The 15,781-nt window shown below is 51.6% G+C and carries 13 protein-coding genes; 1 reads left to right on the top strand and 12 read right to left on the bottom strand.

Features of this window, described 5'->3' with window-relative positions; translation table 11 throughout:
• Position 1 precedes the first annotated feature (1 nt).
• Positions 2-1,252, top strand: a complete 1,251-nt coding sequence (locus EYY67_RS09870) for a GIY-YIG nuclease family protein (RefSeq protein WP_131693417.1) — start codon at positions 2-4, stop codon at positions 1,250-1,252.
• 209 nt (positions 1,253-1,461) lie between these two features.
• Here the strand turns inward: EYY67_RS09870 and EYY67_RS09865 are convergent, their stop codons facing one another.
• From EYY67_RS09865 to EYY67_RS09810, 12 genes are all read right to left on the bottom strand, one after another.
• Positions 1,462-2,427 carry a hypothetical protein gene (locus EYY67_RS09865; RefSeq protein WP_131693416.1) on the bottom strand — a complete coding sequence of 322 codons (966 nt, stop codon included), beginning with the start codon at positions 2,425-2,427 and terminating at the stop codon, positions 1,462-1,464.
• A 27-nt stretch (positions 2,428-2,454) separates the two neighbouring features.
• Positions 2,455-2,727 (bottom strand): hypothetical protein, encoded by a 273-nt coding sequence (locus EYY67_RS09860; RefSeq protein WP_131693415.1) that lies wholly within the window; start codon positions 2,725-2,727, stop codon positions 2,455-2,457.
• Positions 2,724-3,266 (bottom strand): hypothetical protein, encoded by a 543-nt coding sequence (locus EYY67_RS09855; RefSeq protein WP_131693414.1) that lies wholly within the window; start codon positions 3,264-3,266, stop codon positions 2,724-2,726. The genes EYY67_RS09860 and EYY67_RS09855 overlap by 4 nt, the downstream gene beginning before the upstream one ends.
• Before the next feature lie 66 nt (positions 3,267-3,332).
• Positions 3,333-5,036 (bottom strand): serine/threonine protein kinase, encoded by a 1,704-nt coding sequence (locus tag EYY67_RS09850; protein ID WP_131693413.1) that lies wholly within the window; start codon positions 5,034-5,036, stop codon positions 3,333-3,335.
• Between the two features lie 14 nt (positions 5,037-5,050).
• On the bottom strand, positions 5,051-5,770 hold the full coding sequence (locus EYY67_RS09845) for a TerY-P anti-phage system serine/threonine phosphatase (RefSeq protein ID WP_131693412.1): 720 nt from the start codon (positions 5,768-5,770) through the stop codon (positions 5,051-5,053).
• A 7-nt stretch (positions 5,771-5,777) separates the two neighbouring features.
• Positions 5,778-6,611 carry a TerY-P anti-phage system-associated VWA domain-containing protein gene (locus EYY67_RS09840; protein WP_131693411.1) on the bottom strand — a complete coding sequence of 278 codons (834 nt, stop codon included), beginning with the start codon at positions 6,609-6,611 and terminating at the stop codon, positions 5,778-5,780.
• Between the two features lie 670 nt (positions 6,612-7,281).
• Positions 7,282-8,367: a type VI secretion system baseplate subunit TssG gene (tssG, locus tag EYY67_RS09835; protein WP_131693410.1), complete on the bottom strand. Its 1,086-nt coding sequence runs from the start codon at positions 8,365-8,367 to the stop codon at positions 7,282-7,284.
• The gene (tssF, locus tag EYY67_RS09830) at positions 8,331-10,106 is read right to left on the bottom strand and encodes a type VI secretion system baseplate subunit TssF (protein WP_131693409.1); all 1,776 of its coding nucleotides are present in this window, start codon (positions 10,104-10,106) and stop codon (positions 8,331-8,333) included. Before tssF ends, tssG begins: the two co-directional genes overlap by 37 nt.
• Positions 10,106-10,639, bottom strand: a complete 534-nt coding sequence (gene tssJ / locus EYY67_RS09825; protein ID WP_131693408.1) for a type VI secretion system lipoprotein TssJ — start codon at positions 10,637-10,639, stop codon at positions 10,106-10,108. Before tssJ ends, tssF begins: the two co-directional genes overlap by 1 nt.
• Positions 10,626-13,994 (bottom strand): ImcF-related family protein, encoded by a 3,369-nt coding sequence (locus EYY67_RS09820; RefSeq protein ID WP_131693407.1) that lies wholly within the window; start codon positions 13,992-13,994, stop codon positions 10,626-10,628. The genes tssJ and EYY67_RS09820 overlap by 14 nt, the downstream gene beginning before the upstream one ends.
• Positions 13,987-15,399: a hypothetical protein gene (locus EYY67_RS09815; protein WP_131693406.1), complete on the bottom strand. Its 1,413-nt coding sequence runs from the start codon at positions 15,397-15,399 to the stop codon at positions 13,987-13,989. Before EYY67_RS09815 ends, EYY67_RS09820 begins: the two co-directional genes overlap by 8 nt.
• A complete protein-coding gene (locus EYY67_RS09810) occupies positions 15,396-15,653 on the bottom strand; it encodes a PAAR domain-containing protein (RefSeq protein WP_131693405.1) in 258 nt (85 codons plus the stop codon). The genes EYY67_RS09815 and EYY67_RS09810 overlap by 4 nt, the downstream gene beginning before the upstream one ends.
• Positions 15,654-15,781 lie beyond the last annotated feature (128 nt).

The raw sequence follows: 15,781 nt of genomic DNA, 5'->3' as shown, positions 1-15,781 counted from the left end.
TATGATCCGTTTATCGACTAATCACCTGTCTGGTAAATCGACATTGAATAGCATCATTTCAGAGGACGATGAATTCGACCTGCTTGACGTGCAACCGCTAAAACCCAAATCTGGCTTAGTTAATCTGTATGCTAATCAATTTTCAGAAATCGTAGCGTATTACGAACAGCATGGTCGGCTTCCAACTGAAGGAAATACGGTATCTCTTGATGAAAAGCGCCTTGCAAGGCGCTTAAAGAGTATTAAAGAGAACCCGGACCTGTGTTTACAACTAAGATCCATAGATTTCTATAACTTACTTGAATCAAATAGTTCGGACTATATACATACCAACTTGGCCGCAGAGTCTGAATCACCCGCTTATATCAATAAATCAGAACTTGTTACCTCATTGGAAGACATATTTGCAGATGACGATGACGAACTATTAAATTTCGATGAGCCTGATATTTTCAGTATTGCGCATGTTTCGGTTGATAGAAAAGAGCAACCCGATGAAATCGCTCAGCGGCAGCCTTGCCCCGATTTCCAGCGGTTTGAGCCTCTTTTTCTTCAACTACGGGGTGGTTTAAAAAATGGCATTTTTTCCCTGGAACGTTTTACGCACAAGTTGAAAATTAGCGAAGGCGACTTTTTTGTTCTTAACGGCGTGGTTGGCTACGTGCATAGTGCTGGTGAGCGCCTGCGTGAATACAGTACTTATAATGCGCGTTTACACCTGATATTTGAAAACGGCACTGAAATGAATATGCTCTATCAGTCCTTAACTCATGGCTTAGTGAGGGACAAAGAAGGGCGCAAAGTGCAACTCAATGGTCAGAAACTGATACCTTCAGATGTTTCTGTTCCATCTGGTTTAGTTTATATACTTGCAACTAAGAGTAAAGATCCAGCGCTCATACCTTATAAACAAAATTTATACAAAATTGGCTTTACTGAAACGACTGTAGAACAGCGAATCAAAAATGCTGAAAAAGACCGTACTTTTCTTGAGGCCCCTGTCAGAATTGTAGCCACCAGCCAATGTTTCAATTTAAATGCACAAAAACTTGAAGCCTTAGTGCATGGCTTTCTAGCAACGCGTCGCCTTAATATTACACTCAAAAGTTGTACTGGGCAGGTTTATACACCGAAAGAATGGTTTAACGTCCCTCTGACTACAGTTCAGGCTGTTATCCAATATATTGTGGATGGTACTATTTCGCAATATCGCTTGGATAACACAACAGGCAAGATTGTAGCGAAACGTTGATAATTATGATTGGTTGTAATTAATATTTATATCAAAATAGTCATTGCAGCAATTTTAGATGTATGTGATTATCCTGAACAGATCTTCATAAATTGCAGAGTATCACTGCGCTGCTTTTTATGAAGGTCTGAACGTATTCTCCTGCAGATAAATCTAAACATCTCAAGCCTGAAATAATAAAATTGTTCCTCTGCATAAGTTATTTGAGGTTAACCCTCTTTTGAATGGTTAATCTCGTAGTAAATCGCCAGTTGTCTCAGGCTTGATATTTCAAGGTTGATAACGGATTTGCCTACGTGATCTTTTCTTTCAGAGACATCCGGGTTTAACAAAAAGACACGAAAATATCTCACATTTTCTGTTGCCAAAATTTCTTCAATATAATGGCCGAACCGCCCTTTATCCATAAGGTTCTTATCGATATATAGACGAATGGGTTTATCTTCATGTTTATCAAAGAAGTGAATGAGAAAACCACGACCATAGCGTTTAGCTAAAGAGCCACCGCCGAAAATGACGCCTGCGTATTGGTTTTTTAGCCCTTTCTGAATATGCGTTATATATTCATAGAAATAAACCTTCCCATAGTTTTTGACTCTAAGCCTTAATGCTCTGAACTCGTCGTATATAAGAGTTTCCTTGGCTTCTTGCCAGGTGTCTACCAGCCGCTGTAGCTGGTTAGTTCGTGTATAACTGCTCCATTTGAGAGATCGATCGCTAGACAAATCATCGCCTTTGACGGGATTGTTTACCTGTGAACGTGCTGTAAGCTGTCCTGATTTTTTTTGCTCAGGATCTTCATCATTAGTACAAGGATCGAAGCAATTGATAAAATCATTTAGCTTTTGCCAAGCTTTTCTTTCGTTGTAATCAGCCTCTGTTTCATCAGGCCGAAGGACCTGATCAGCTTCCTCCGTAAACTGCATCCATTCACATCCCAGATGATGGGGATGTGGTGAACGGAAATGTGCAGCTTTGAATTTATTCCCGTCTTCTGCTTTGACATGATAGTTAACGCCACTAATGGTGACGCTGCAGTTTTGATCGCTGCAGGAGAAGGTGAATCGTTGTCTGTCGTTCGGCTTTCTTGAAAAGAATTCTGTTCTTGCTTCATCAATGGATACACATCTTTCTAACTCATGGCAATAAGCAAAAAGTACTTTGGTCTTTGACATACCTCCCCCATGATGTTTTTGGTGCAATCACTTTATCTTTATGAAATTGCTGTTTTTAAAAGTTTTAACCAGATCTTTCTTCATCTGTTTAACTAGTTCATCAGTATACGCTTCTGCTATTTCTCTCCCTTTCGATTTCGTAACGATGAGCAGAGATGTGACGTCGTTTTCTCTTCCGCAATTGGCACAAACAACAAAGCTATGACTCGGAGGCGAGTAACCCTCGCAAGGTAAGGCAAACTGCTCCGAACGACAGAATGCACAGCGCAGTCGGATCGTTTTTTTGAGATCTTCAATCATCCCATTAGACCTGGTAGAGAACCAGCGAGACCTCCGACAATAGAGCCAACCAGAGGGTGTTCCAAAAATTTAGCCAGGCGGCTTTTGGCTTCCTGCTTTTCTTCGTCAGAAGCTGAAGATTCCTCGATCTGCTGAAGTAATTGGTTAAATACATTGTGAATGTTTTGTGTATTACCATTACCAACCTGTGCTGGCCCATGAACATTTAGCGTCGCGATTTGCATGCTGGCTCCTAATTCGTAAGAACGGTTTTTCCCATGTTTGACTGATATAGCCCGGCTCTGGCCTTCTTCTGTCAGGGATACATGTTCAAAATCTCCATAGTCCTTATGTAGAAGAGAACGGGAATGGCAGATGTTGATGATTTTGAACAAATACTCTTCCGACCAGTGAAGCTGCTCGTCAATAGCAATGCGATCGTTCTGGTCCATATAAAATCCAAATGAAACCGTTTTGATCGTCTCGCCGAGGTTCTCCATGTCATCGTTCACATATGTTAAAAGAGCATCTATATCTGACTGAATTTTCTCTGCATCCATTTTTTACCTTATTTTTCGATAGTTAGGAAACAAGCATCGTGATAAGTAGATCGCCCGCCTTGCTGACTAATGCAACAATCTCGAAAGCCATTTGAAAGTCTTTATGATTATATTTGTCTTAGAAGTCTGTTGATTTGAAGTAACAGTCTTACTGGGAATGTTTTGAGCTGGTGATACCGGCTGTGAAGCTGATGTTCTCGTCGGTGCCACATAATGCGTTGATGATTTATTAGGCACAATATGCTGAGTTTGCGTTCTTGCTTGCGATGCAGTTTGTGTAGAAGCCCGTAACTTGCTGAGGATTGCCTGGTTTGCAGTTGTGGGGTTAGTGCTCATAGGCTTAGGAGTTGAAGTGGTGCTCTTACCCTTAATCCGCTCCAGGGCTTCCTGATTGCTGCTAGTAGAAGTTAATGTTTGTCGACTATCTTTTGGCCCAGCAAGACGCCAACGGGCATCTGTTTCTGAAAGAACGGTCATTTGACCGATAGTCGTTACTGTAATTGAGATATGTGAATATTTGTATTTCCCGCTAACGTAAGGCGGTTCCATAAGACCGATTACACTAATCCATTTCCCGATCCATGAGGCATCGGGTTTTGAAGGTAAAGCGCTAATGCCTTCGCTCCATATTGATACTTTAAAGATATTACCGCGCCAATCTCCGAAATTAACAAAGATGTATGGTTTGCCATTTCGGGTCTTATTGAGTTTGACGTCAATAATCTTGCCGATAACTTCAACTTTATCACCAACTCGCTGAAGGCAAGCACTGTAATCCATGGCTGACAGGACGGTGTAGGCACCAATGTAACCAGGTTTCAGTCTGCTGCTTGGTATATCCCCATTTATACTAATAGTTGCCAGGGATACAGGAATGTTTCTGCCAGCAATGAAGTCATCAAGGGAAGGCGTTTTTTCCATTGCTGAAGCGCAGACTGCGGCAAAATTCTTTACATGGGGGGAAAGCTGTTGAATGCCCGAAAGTATCCCTAAGATGGAAGATGAATTAGGATCTACAAAGTCATTAGCTCGAAAAATGATTGCATCCAGTTCAGAATTTGATTTATCCCAAATGGACGGATCGATTTGCAAGGTTTTAAGAGCTAGCCAGAGCGTAATGAGAGAGAAACGGTCCAGAGTGTGATTGAACGGATTTGTTACTTTACGGCGAGGATGCTGAAAATTGACATGCCCCAGCTCCGAGCTTCCTAATGTCTTAATCTCATCAACGAACATTCCGTCATAGTCGATTAACTGGACGGTTGCACCACCGTCGGAAACCATCAGGTTTCCTGTCTGGAAATCACCATGTGCTATTTTTTCTTTTTCAAGGTAGGCGGCAAGTGATTCAATCGATGTAGATAGTTTCGCTATTGCTTGTGCAGAACGCCTGTTGACCTCGAGGAACTCTCCTAGCGTCTCCCCCTTAGCCCATGCCATTTTGACGATAGGGTATGATATTCCTTCGACTTTGATCCCTTGGGGCTGAAACTGGAAATCGAGAAAGTAGGGTGAGCGTAGGCTGGAAATTTTCCTCGAAATAGCCTCATAACGGCGTTCTAAAGCCTTTGACTCTCTATGAAAGCAACGAACGGCGTATTTCTTAACGCCTGATTTGATCGTATAGGTCAGCGCAAAACCACCACTGATGGCTAGCGGTAGACCCAACCCTGTTGTGGCGACAGAGCCAGATTTCAATTCAGGATCGATTAGCAGCTTATTATGCAGCTGAAACGCTTGGTTGTATTGTTCAAGAGATGGGTAAGGCATCTTTGCTTTCCGCGTTAAAACGATAGTACAAGCAGCGTTGAGTCGTCGATATGCATACGTTTTGCTGCGCGCTCCCTCAGGACTAACTCTGCAAGCTGTTCCTCAGTTTGCAGCGAAAGTAACTCGATAAAACCAGAATCCTCTGCCAGCGCTTGTTTCAGTGCCCATTCGCCGAGCGCATCTGTCATACAGAGGAGTTTGGGTTGGGTGAGTTTTTCGAGGTAAAAAATTTTCCCATGCAGTGTCCAGAAACTGCTTCCGCCGACGAAATCGTTATGAGCGGGGAGCGTAGCAAGCAGTGTTGGCCGCTCTTTAAATTTTTCTGGATGATCAAAAGGCCATGCGCGAATGAGTTTCCCGCAATCAACCAGCATCGTGATGCTATCTCCCACCGCAAGAATCTCTACCGCCTGATGCTCTTCAAATTCCTCTACACCTATTAGTGTCGCAAAACTGCCTCTTTCGAATGCCGCTTGCTTGGACCAGGACATAGACGGGAAATCATGCGTGGCAGAATATTCCGCAAAAGCAGATGCTACCCATTCAGGATTTACTTTCGGATCTGCAATAAATTTACGAGAAAGAAGTGCAGCCCATAACTTTGAGTTAAAGGACTCGCTCGCGCCATCACATAGAGCGAGCCTTCTCCCGTCTTCGGAGAAGGCAAATTTATCTTCATTCGCCTCAGGGTCTCCTGGATCTTTTGGAACTGTTCCTGAGAATTCCAGCTTCATTGCTGACTCAACGCAGCTGAGAAGCGCGGGTTCCGATGTCGAAGAAATCGACGAGTTCGGCAGCCTCAGCATTGAACATGAATCCACGAGATTCGATACTGACCGTATGACCTTTTTCCTGCGCGAAACGCACAAGATGTTCCGGAAGAGGGCTGGACATACGGAAAAGCAGCTTAGCGTAGGCATCCGGTAAGCCAGTGTCTGAGGAGGGGAATCTGATTGGATCATTTCCGAGAGAACTGACATGGATATTAAGAATCAGAACTTCACCGTCATTGGTGCGAATTTGTCGTAGATGATTGGCAATCTCCTCCGGGTCACCGTCGTTTGATTCGCCGTCAGTGACATGCAGGATAGTCGGGGGATAGCAATCTGGATGGGAGTCACACCAAGTCACCAACTCTTCGGCGGCTCTGGTTAGGGCTTCACGCATAGGCGTACCGCCACTAGCAATAGGATCGAACCATACTGGGAACTTAATTGCTGTCTCGATGATTCCGCCTGCTCCATCATCCATCTTCCGTTTGCGATCTTCTACTCTGGCTGGATTCTGTTCGAGAGCAGAAATTGGATTGAGAACTTGTCCTCCCAGCGGACCAGAGAAGCCATTAGAAACCCCTTGACCGCCATAACCCAAAACACCAATTTCGAAATAGTCACGCACCCCTTCCGACTTTGTACAGCGAGTGATTAGGTTCATTAAAGTTCGATTAAGCGCATCGGCGACAAACTCAGCCTTGCTTCGACCGGAGGACATTTTGTCTGACATCGAGCCAGACTGATCGACGACGAAAAGAAATGCTGCAGGGTTATTACGACTGATCTGAGCTTCGTAAGCCATATGTCTTTTTCCTCTTTGAGATTATTCCCATCGTATCAATTTGTTAGACAATTGCGAGAAATGCCCGAAGAACAGTTGAAATTTTTAGTCGGGTCTTGACTAAAATCACAATAAACAAACTTTTTGAGAACACTATTAACATAGTGTTATGACTATTATGGTTTTAATAGGGAAGTGCTATCTATTTATCCAGTGCATGCATCCATTGGCAAAATTAATGACATATATCGTATTCTTTGGAGCTTAGCATTAGTCACTAGAAGTCGTAACCTCTGAATAACATTCTGATCATTTAGAATTTGAAGAACAAACGGGCGGTGCCGCCGCCATTCTCAATTAGCGCTTCTTCGGTATGTTCACTCCAAGGTGATGCGCCTCATTTTCTGGATGAAACCCCCGCGTGCTTGTGCGCAGATAACAAACGTAAAGGTCTTAAGGATACGTTTATATCGTAGTCACCGTGGTCTTCAGCCTCTTAAGCAACAAAGTACTGCCAGTAGTTCCGTCAGCTATTATGCCGATTTCGCGTGCGGTATAGTTGCTTCGGCAAAGCTGAAATTGCCGCCGACCTGTCAGTTGGTAGTGTTAATTGTTGCGCCGAGGTTTTATTTTTTTCATTGTAACCCCCTTAGTATTTCGCATCGTATCTAAATGGATTTCAACTCGACTCTTATTTCTTATCCCGGATCCGCCCCAGTTTCATCTTCACTTCCGCCGGCATGTCATCCAGATTATCTTCCCGCAACCCCATCACCACGTTATAGCCTGCCATCAGCATAGGGTCACCCAGGCGTGGCAGCGGTGCGAGCTTCATCGGAATCGTCAGCGTCAGGCTGGCATCGTAATCACACCCCAGATAGACGCGCAGCAGGGTAAACACGTCTTCCCGTAACTGACCGCCTGGCAACCAGCCTTTAGCCTCAGCCGCGTCTTCGGTAAACATTTCTACGCCGATGCAGTAGTTGGCGTCCTCCGTATGACTGCCAAGAACCAGATGATCGCCTAACTTTTGTTGCTCTGAAAACGAGAATCTCGCCCGTTTTCCTGCGGGCATCCGCGTGACCTTATGCGGTTTCACGGTGACCTGCGTATTCGGTGCCTGAGTACGGATCACGCTGGTGATACCTTCCGCCGTGCGGGTAGTTCTGACCAGCGGCTGCAATAAAGCCAGTAAACGCGAGGCGGGTACGTCACCGCTGTCGGTGATACCGGTCAGAGCCATCAGGCTGCGCGAGGTTTTGTCGGTACCGCCATCCTCAAAGGTGGCGGGATAATTGTACTTTCGCCAGATGCGGTAAAACTGCGTCATCATCCGGTGGTTGAAGATATCTAAAAAGGCTTCCAGCGCCTCGTGACCTTCGCGTCGCTGGGTGATGTCATCGATGTAACCGGTCGGCAGCGGCGAGTCCACGCCGTACAGTCCCATAAAGGTGGTACGCACCGTCGGCGGCGCGTCAGGGCGTTCTTCGCTCGTTTCGACGGCTTTAAGTTCGCTGACCGGGAATCCCATCCCCGGATGCGGACGAAAACGGACCGCGTCGTTTTTCGGCGAGAAGGTGCTGCCGAGAGGTTTACTCCCGGTCAGCTGTTTTTCCAGCAGCTGACAGAACCGGTAGAAGTTAAAGGCGTGCGCCCGGTCGTTACCGTCCTTGTCCCGCCAGAATGCCTTCAGGACGTTCTCTTTCTTTTTAGCATGGTCATCAAGATCATCTGGAATCATCAGAACAGCACCCGCGTCAGGCGGCGTTCCGGCCATGTCCATTGTGTCCCGGACTGGCTGAGCGTCACCGTCAGCTGTATAAACCGGCGGATATCGGCGTACTGGGTGTAGAACTGCTCCAGAATCTCGCAAAACAGCAGGGCGTCACCCAGACCACAGAACTGATGTTCATCCAGCGTCACGCGGATGGCCACACCGTGCCAGCCTTCAGCGGGGTAGTGCGACGGTGCGTATTCAATATGCGTAATACCCGCAATGCGGCGCGCGTTGTCCGGGTCATGCGTCCAGTCCAGCAGGCTGAGCGCGTGACGTAGCGTGTCGATTTCCATCAGACCGGCGATGGCCTGTGGATGCAGCAGCGACAGCACCTGCCACTGATAAAGTTCAGCGGCCGGCGGGTAATGCGGCATGGAGGGACGCGTGCGGGTGGCACACTTCAGCTCAAGATTACCCAGGGCGGTCTCGCCGTCGAATACGCTCTCCTGTAACGCCATGCGCGGATACGCGCCGTTGGTGCAGGTCATGTTCAGGCGCATTTTCAGGCCATTCTGCTCCTCGTGAGTGCGGCCGCCGAGCATTAAAATGGTCTCGTTCAGCCCGGAGGTCCCGCGGTACATGCGGGTGTGGTAATAACGGTCGGGCCAGTTTTTCTTATACTGGAGCATGCCGCCTTTCTGGCGAAACTGGCTGTAGGGCACGTAGCTGAACTCTGTGTTGTCCTCGGTCACTTCCGCGACGTCATTAACGGCATAGATTTCAGTGTGTCCGTCGCTGAGCCGGTGCGGTCGCAGGCGGTAATCGCTGACCGCGGCGGTCACGGACAGCGGCTGGGCCAGCAGGCGGAACAGGTTAATCACCGGCACGCAGTGCATGCGGATGGCATCCGGCGGTACGGCTAAATCATATGGCCAGCGTTCGCTGAGCGTCAGCTCGATATCAAAGGAGGTGGTGTCAGACGGGAAGGTCAGGGCCTCCAGCCCGCGCAGCTGCATAAAGAAATAGCGTTCGGGGGAAGTGAAATACTCCAGCCACGGGCGCACCTCGCCGCACAGGGCCGGGCTGTCGCTCTCCGGCCAGATTGAAGCGTCATTTTCTGCCTGCCAGCGCGGCAAAAATTGCACGTCCACCGGCGTCAGCTCGGTCGATTCCTGCCAGAACCGCACGTTGACCCGCTTTACCTGACGGCTGAGGGCCAGATACAGCGCCGACTGCAGCACGCGGTCGCCGTTGAGGTACAGGCTGATGTTTTGCCAGTCGGCGCGGCGGATTTCAGTGAGGGCGGGCAGGGTGAAGCGCAGTTTCAGCGCCTGCTGGCCTTCCTGCAGGGTGAATAAGGAGACGCTATCGAGGGCAAACGGATGCACCTTCAGGTCGCGGGTCGTGCGGTAGATACAACGCTGACGGGCGTTATCCGACGGCCGGGTTAACAGATCGCTCTCAGCAGGTAACACCTCTTCGCGCACGTGCAGCTCCGGCGCCGCCGGGGTCAGTTCGACAATGGCGGTGGAAGGCAACGTGCGGTTAATCACCGGCAGCAGGTGCGAGAGCAACGGCTCGGTCAGCTCGGGAATATCATCGTCAATCTTCTGCCGCAGTTTCGCCATCATCAGCGAAAAGCCCTGAAACAGCCGTTCGACGGAGTCATCGCGCGGTACCGGACTGCCATCTAATCCCAGTGCGCGTCCCAGCTCCGGGAACTCTTTGGCAAACTCCAGCCCGGCTTCCTTCAGATAGCGCATTTCGCCGTCAAAATATTTTAAGAAATCGTCTTCCATTACTGATTTTTCCTAAGCTGCAGCCGGTTGTCATTGAGCTCAACGATCCGGTCTTTACTGTCATCGAGGTCATCACGTTCGAGAACCAGCCGCCAGGTGTTGTTTGTGGCATCCGGTGCCATAAAGAGGGCCACCACGGCGACAAACTTTGCGTCGGCATGCAGCGGCACGGCCACCGTCGCCTCTGCGTCCGGCATCACCTGGACAACCTGCCGGTCGAGCAGGTCAGCGGCCAGCACGGTGTTGTCCTGCCTGAGCAGGGCGGCGTAGCTGGCCGTATCAAAGGTTTTACGGTCTTTGAGCTGATAAACGCGCACCACCGTCGGCAGCGCCTCGCCGCCTTCGTTGCTGTTGAGCGCGGCGCGGGAGGTCAGCTTCAGATGCAAGGTGTCTATTTTACGGTAGAACACGGCCTCTGCGACCGAAGAGGCGCCGTTGCCCACGCGCTGCGTCAGGCCGCAGCTGCTTATCAGTAAGGGCAGTAATAACAGCGCGGTGCCGCGTCTTAGTCGCTGCAAATTATTGGGCGTCATGGCGCGTTGTGTCCTCCGCATTGTCCGTGGCCAGGCCCGGAGAGGTAAATATTTGGGCTGGCAACTTAAAGCGTCGCAGGGTCAGCAGTTCCAGCGGGCCACCGCCGCTTTGGGTGCGTAACACCACGTTCAGCGTCTCTCTGGTGGCGGTTTGCCAGCTCAGGCGATAGCGGCTGCTGTCGAGCTGTTCAACCTGCGCCTTATCGAGTAAACGCAGCCAGGCCCAGCCGCCGTCCGCCTGAAAATAGCTCTGGAAGGCGTCGGCGCTTTTCCCTGATGCCGCGACCGGTGAGTACGTCAGGGACACCTGTGGATGATCGCTGGCGGCGTCTGGCCAGCGGAACGTCTGCCAGCCCGGCATCTGGTTAAAGTACTTCAGGGTGGCGTCGTCTATCTGCAGGTCAGTTTCCACCACGTTAGGGGTCGGGCGGATCTGCAGCTCAAAGGTCACGCCGGGTTTCCCCTGCGGGAAGACGCGGCGGCCGAGCTGGCTCAGCTGGTTAACCGCGCTGAGGAAGTCCGGGTTGATGCTCATTCCCTGAGTGTTGAGCGGATTCGGTACCCAGCTGTCACCCTGTTTTTCCAGCACGCCGGCAAGCTGCTGGGTAATAAACTGGTCAATCAGGCCGGTATCCGGCGTCAGATAGTGAGCCAGCTGGGTGAAATCTGCGTCGTTTTTGGTGTTATTGAACGGGTAGCGTCCGGTAAATTCAGACTGCCACGGGTTCTGCACCTGTACCTGCCAGGCGTTGTTGATCCCCTGCTGCGCCGGAGCCATCACGCCGTTCCACGCCTGTTCCAGCGGCTGGACAAACGCGGCGTCGGCAAAGCTGCTCCACTCTCCGCCAAGGCTGGCCGCCAGAAGTTGTGCGTAGTGACGGCCCTGCGACAGCGTGGTGTCGCTGTTGCTGAAGGCGGATTTGACCAGGCTTTGTGCCATCGCCTGCGGGTCGGAAGCATTGGCCACCTGCATCAGCTGTAATCGCGTTTGTGACACCTGCAGCAGGTAGTTGCTGACGGAGACGCTGGCGGTATTCTGTGCCGCAGGCGTTTCACCTGCAGCCGGGGTTTCCGGCGGTAACACGGCCAGCAGCGGGGCGAAGGTCTCGCTCAGCACGCGGGTCGGGTCATTGCGCCCGCCGACGAATCCGGCGCCCGGCGTGGTTTTCGACACCAGCTTTTGTGCCGATTTCAGCAGGGAGTCCCCCATCGCTTCGCGGTGCTGACCGGCCGCGCCCTGATAACGCAGGGTGCGGCTCAGGGTCAGCAGCGGCGACTGACGGGCATCGGCCAGCTGGGTCAGCTGATCGAGGGAGGTGCTCAGCGAGTCGCTGGTGTTCCAGCGGATGCTGTTGAGGAAATTGAGCCAGGCGCTGGTGTAATCGGCAAAGTAGCGTTCGGTCAGGCGGTACTGCAGCTGGTCTTTGGTCAGCAGCTGTTGTTCGCCTTTATCATCCAGCACCCAGTCGGAGGTGACGTGGCGTGCCGCCGCCGCTTTATCAATCGCGTCGCTGACTTCCCCCTCCCAGGCTTCACGGGTGAACATGCCCGGCAGGTTGTCATCGGTGGAGAACAGCTGACCGCCGGCGGTTTCCCCGAGCAGGCTGTCGAGCGTGACGTCGGCATAGTGCGGCGACACGCTCAGTAACACCTGCTGATACAGCGCGTTTTCGCTGTTACTGATACCTTTCTGGCTGCGCAGGATGGTACGCACGTTGGCAACCAACTGGTCATCGGTGGGCAGCTTCCACTGCAGATGGCGCGGCAGTTGCTGCAGATAAAAGCCGAGCAGTTTGTCTGAACGGGCCAGCCATTCTCCGGGAGCCACGCCGTCCGGCACCGTCCACAGGGGAGACAGCACCGGCTGCATAAAGGCCGGATCGGCGTGCTCAGGATGCATCAGCATCAGGTAAGCTTTCAGCTGCTGATAGGCCAGTTTCCCGGCCAGACGTCGTTCGGCAGAGCCCGGCGGCAGGGACACAAACGCCTGCAGCCGGTCTTTCAGCGCGTCCACCACCGGCGTTATCAGCAGAGCCTGACTTTGACGGGTATAGGCGGGCCACAGTGCGTTGATCACCGCATCGCGCTGATCGAGGCCGAAGCGGTGCAGCCACGGCGAACCGTTTTGTTGCCACCACAGCAGGCGGTCAATGTTGTCCTGCAGGGCGACGCTGCGGGTCAGCGTGTCGGACATCGGGGCCGGCGTGCGGGTCGCCTGCAGCAGCGCCTGGCTGTCGGCGATAAGCGTGCGGTTAGTGTAGGCAGATATTCCCATGCCGAGCACCCACAGCCCCGCCAGCGTCAGCGTGCCGATGGCCAGCTTGTCACCGTTGGACAAATGGTCACGGCGACCCTGCTGCGTCCGGCTTTGTGCGATCACGCCGTTCCAGGCGGGGGACAAATAGCAGGCGTGGGAGCGTTGCTGAACAGAAGCCGGTTCAGGGGCCGCAGGCATAAAGAAGATGCCGCCGGCCAGCACGCGCTGATGCTCACCGAGCCACGGCTGAAAACGCTGCCTGAGCAACGCGCCGGTGTGGTGTTTCAGATCCCCTGACAGCTGCAGCAGCCAGGCCCAGTGTTTGTTCTCGTTCAGCTGCGCAATGCCCTGTGGAATGAGCGTGGCGGCCAGCTGACTGAGCTGGTCATCAAGGGAGACCGGCGTGCCCGCCGGCCAGTGACAGCCGATAGTCTGTACCGGGCGGTCGTCCTGTTCCCACTGCGGCTCACTCAGGCACACACCAAACACCGGCGGACGCCAGCTGAGGGTGCGCCCGAGCGCGATAAACTGACGATAGACTGCGTCGCTGTTGCCCGCCGGCAGGGTCTGATTAGGCACCGGCTGCGTAGTCCACAGGTATTGCGGCGCAGCCGTCACATCAGTGACCCACAGCACGGCGTTAAAGGCGCGGCGCCCGCGCATGTCGCGCAGCTGCGTGACGGCGGCTAAATCCAGCGCGTCAGCCTCGCCACACCAGATAAGGACGGCATTCTGGCTTTCCTGCCAGCGCGCCTGCGTCAGGCCGGGGGCGACTTTTTCCACCACCGCCGCCTCACCGGTGACCAAAAGCCACGGCTGTTTGTGCTTCCAGTGCCAGCCATAGCGGTGACGCAGGGTGAAACGCAGGGTGTCAAACGCCGTGATGCGCGCGTCGTCCTGTGCCTCGGGCGGGCGGTTAAAATCGAGCAATTCCAGGGCGAAGGCGTAGCGGGCCAGCAGAAAATAGCTCAGCAGGATGACGCCGGTTGCCCACCAGGCCACGCCGTGGGTGAGGGTTTCTCCGTCCGCGTTCAGCCACAGAAGGCTCAGGGCCAGGGCGAGCATCACCACCAGCATCAGGTGAAGGCTTTTAGTCATGACGTTGTTGTTCCAGCAGGTGCCATTCCACATCGAGCCGCTTACGCCATAAGCGCAGTGCCAGAGGGACAGAGAAACTCAGTAAGGCGGCGACCACCACCAGTCCGCCGCCCAGCCAGGGCAGCATGCCCATCTGCGTCTCACGGTCGGCGGGGAGTAATATCAAGGCCAGCATCACGGCCACAATTCCCGCCAGATAGGCCAGCGGATAGCGTGAAATCGTATCGGCAGGCATGTCCACGGGCGCAGCAGGCTGGGTGCTGAGCTGAACCAGGCTGATGGACTCCTCAGACTGTGCGGCGACCAGCTGGCCGCGCTGGCCTAAATCGCAGCTTTCGGCTGCCAGGCATAACGTTAACCAAAAACTAGAGGAAGCCGAAGGCCCCAGTAACTGAGGTAAAACATGCACATTATTTGGAGATATCGCGATAGCGCTTTCATCGAGTATCGAGATCAGTTTGCTATGTTCCCGACGTTCTAATCCGTTATCCCACAAATGACGCAATCGGGTTCCCTCTGTTTGGTCTGCCCCCAAAAAATGAGCTGCGTTATGTTCAAACTCAATCAAGGGATTTCGTTGTGGGCGGAATACGTACACTGGCTTAAGTTTTATGCTGTTCAGATGCGCGTCGGAATGGGGTTGAAAGAGCAGGGCAGCGCTAAATTCGCTTACCTGAGACTCTGCCTTTAAAAACTGACAGCATATGAGTAAATGCGGTTTTAACAGGGGGTTATTGATCCAATCTGTCAACAACTGGCCATCCGGATATTGCTCGAGGTAGTGAATTTGATCCAAGGGGAGTTGTTTGTTCAGCGCAGCCTTCCAGGCCTGTATGACCGCGATGCAGGAGGTATTTTCAACCTCGCCGGTGAAGAACCAGACCTGTACCCCCTGAAGCTTGCTCAATTGCTCCGACAGAGGCGCCAATGTTTGAGTGATGATATCAGCTAATGGCGACGCGCTAAGATTGTCATTTTGATTTTCAACTAACGAGGCAGGTTTAGACGGCGCCTGTGGCATCACACCTTCAAACCCTAAAATCCGTACAGCCAGATCAGGCTCTGGCGTCAACAAACTCCAGCTGGTTAACTTTAATGCTCGTCGAGCCCAGTTCTGCCACTGAGCCTGTTTGCTATCGATAAACTGATTACGGAATATCACTGCCCTGCGAGCCTGCAGGCACGCACTCAATACGAAAGCACCAATTGCGAATGCCAGTAAGAAAGGAATTATCAGGAGATATAACCAGAAACGACTGTTGGCAAAGCCACGCTGTACTGGCCAGGTGAAAAATAAAATAAGCGCGGCAATAGAAATTAAAATGAGCAGCAGTAGTGGCCAACACCACCACATAGGCGGCTTTGGTAATTCTTTGCGAGGCATTGAGGGTAAAAGCCAGTTCATCCTTGAGCTCCGGCATTGGGAAGTGTTGTCCTTAACACGCAACCACATTGCGCTGTGCAGCCATCGACAATGACAGCCTGCCCCCTCATTTTCCAGGTCGGGTGCCCCTGATTAACAGGCACTGTACCGTGCTGGGAACAGCTGACTTTATCGCCTGCCAGCATGACAGGTTTGCCCGCAAAAATTGCACCGGATGCTGTAATGACGGCGCCCCCGTGATTATGTGGATCACCTAAGCGGATGACTCCTTTCATTGGTTCCCTTAATGAAATATAAAATATAGCCAGAAAATGGAAATCGAATTAATTCCACAAAAATGGAACGTTCGTTGCAAGCGCGTCGAGTTAGGAAGGAGCATATAAATAATCGACATGACAAAATT

This window comes from Rahnella victoriana, assembly GCF_004330295.1.
Classification (GTDB): domain Bacteria; phylum Pseudomonadota; class Gammaproteobacteria; order Enterobacterales; family Enterobacteriaceae; genus Rahnella; species Rahnella victoriana.
The sequence above is the reverse complement of the archived record's forward strand: the minus strand, read 5'-3'. Positions and strand labels throughout refer to the sequence as shown.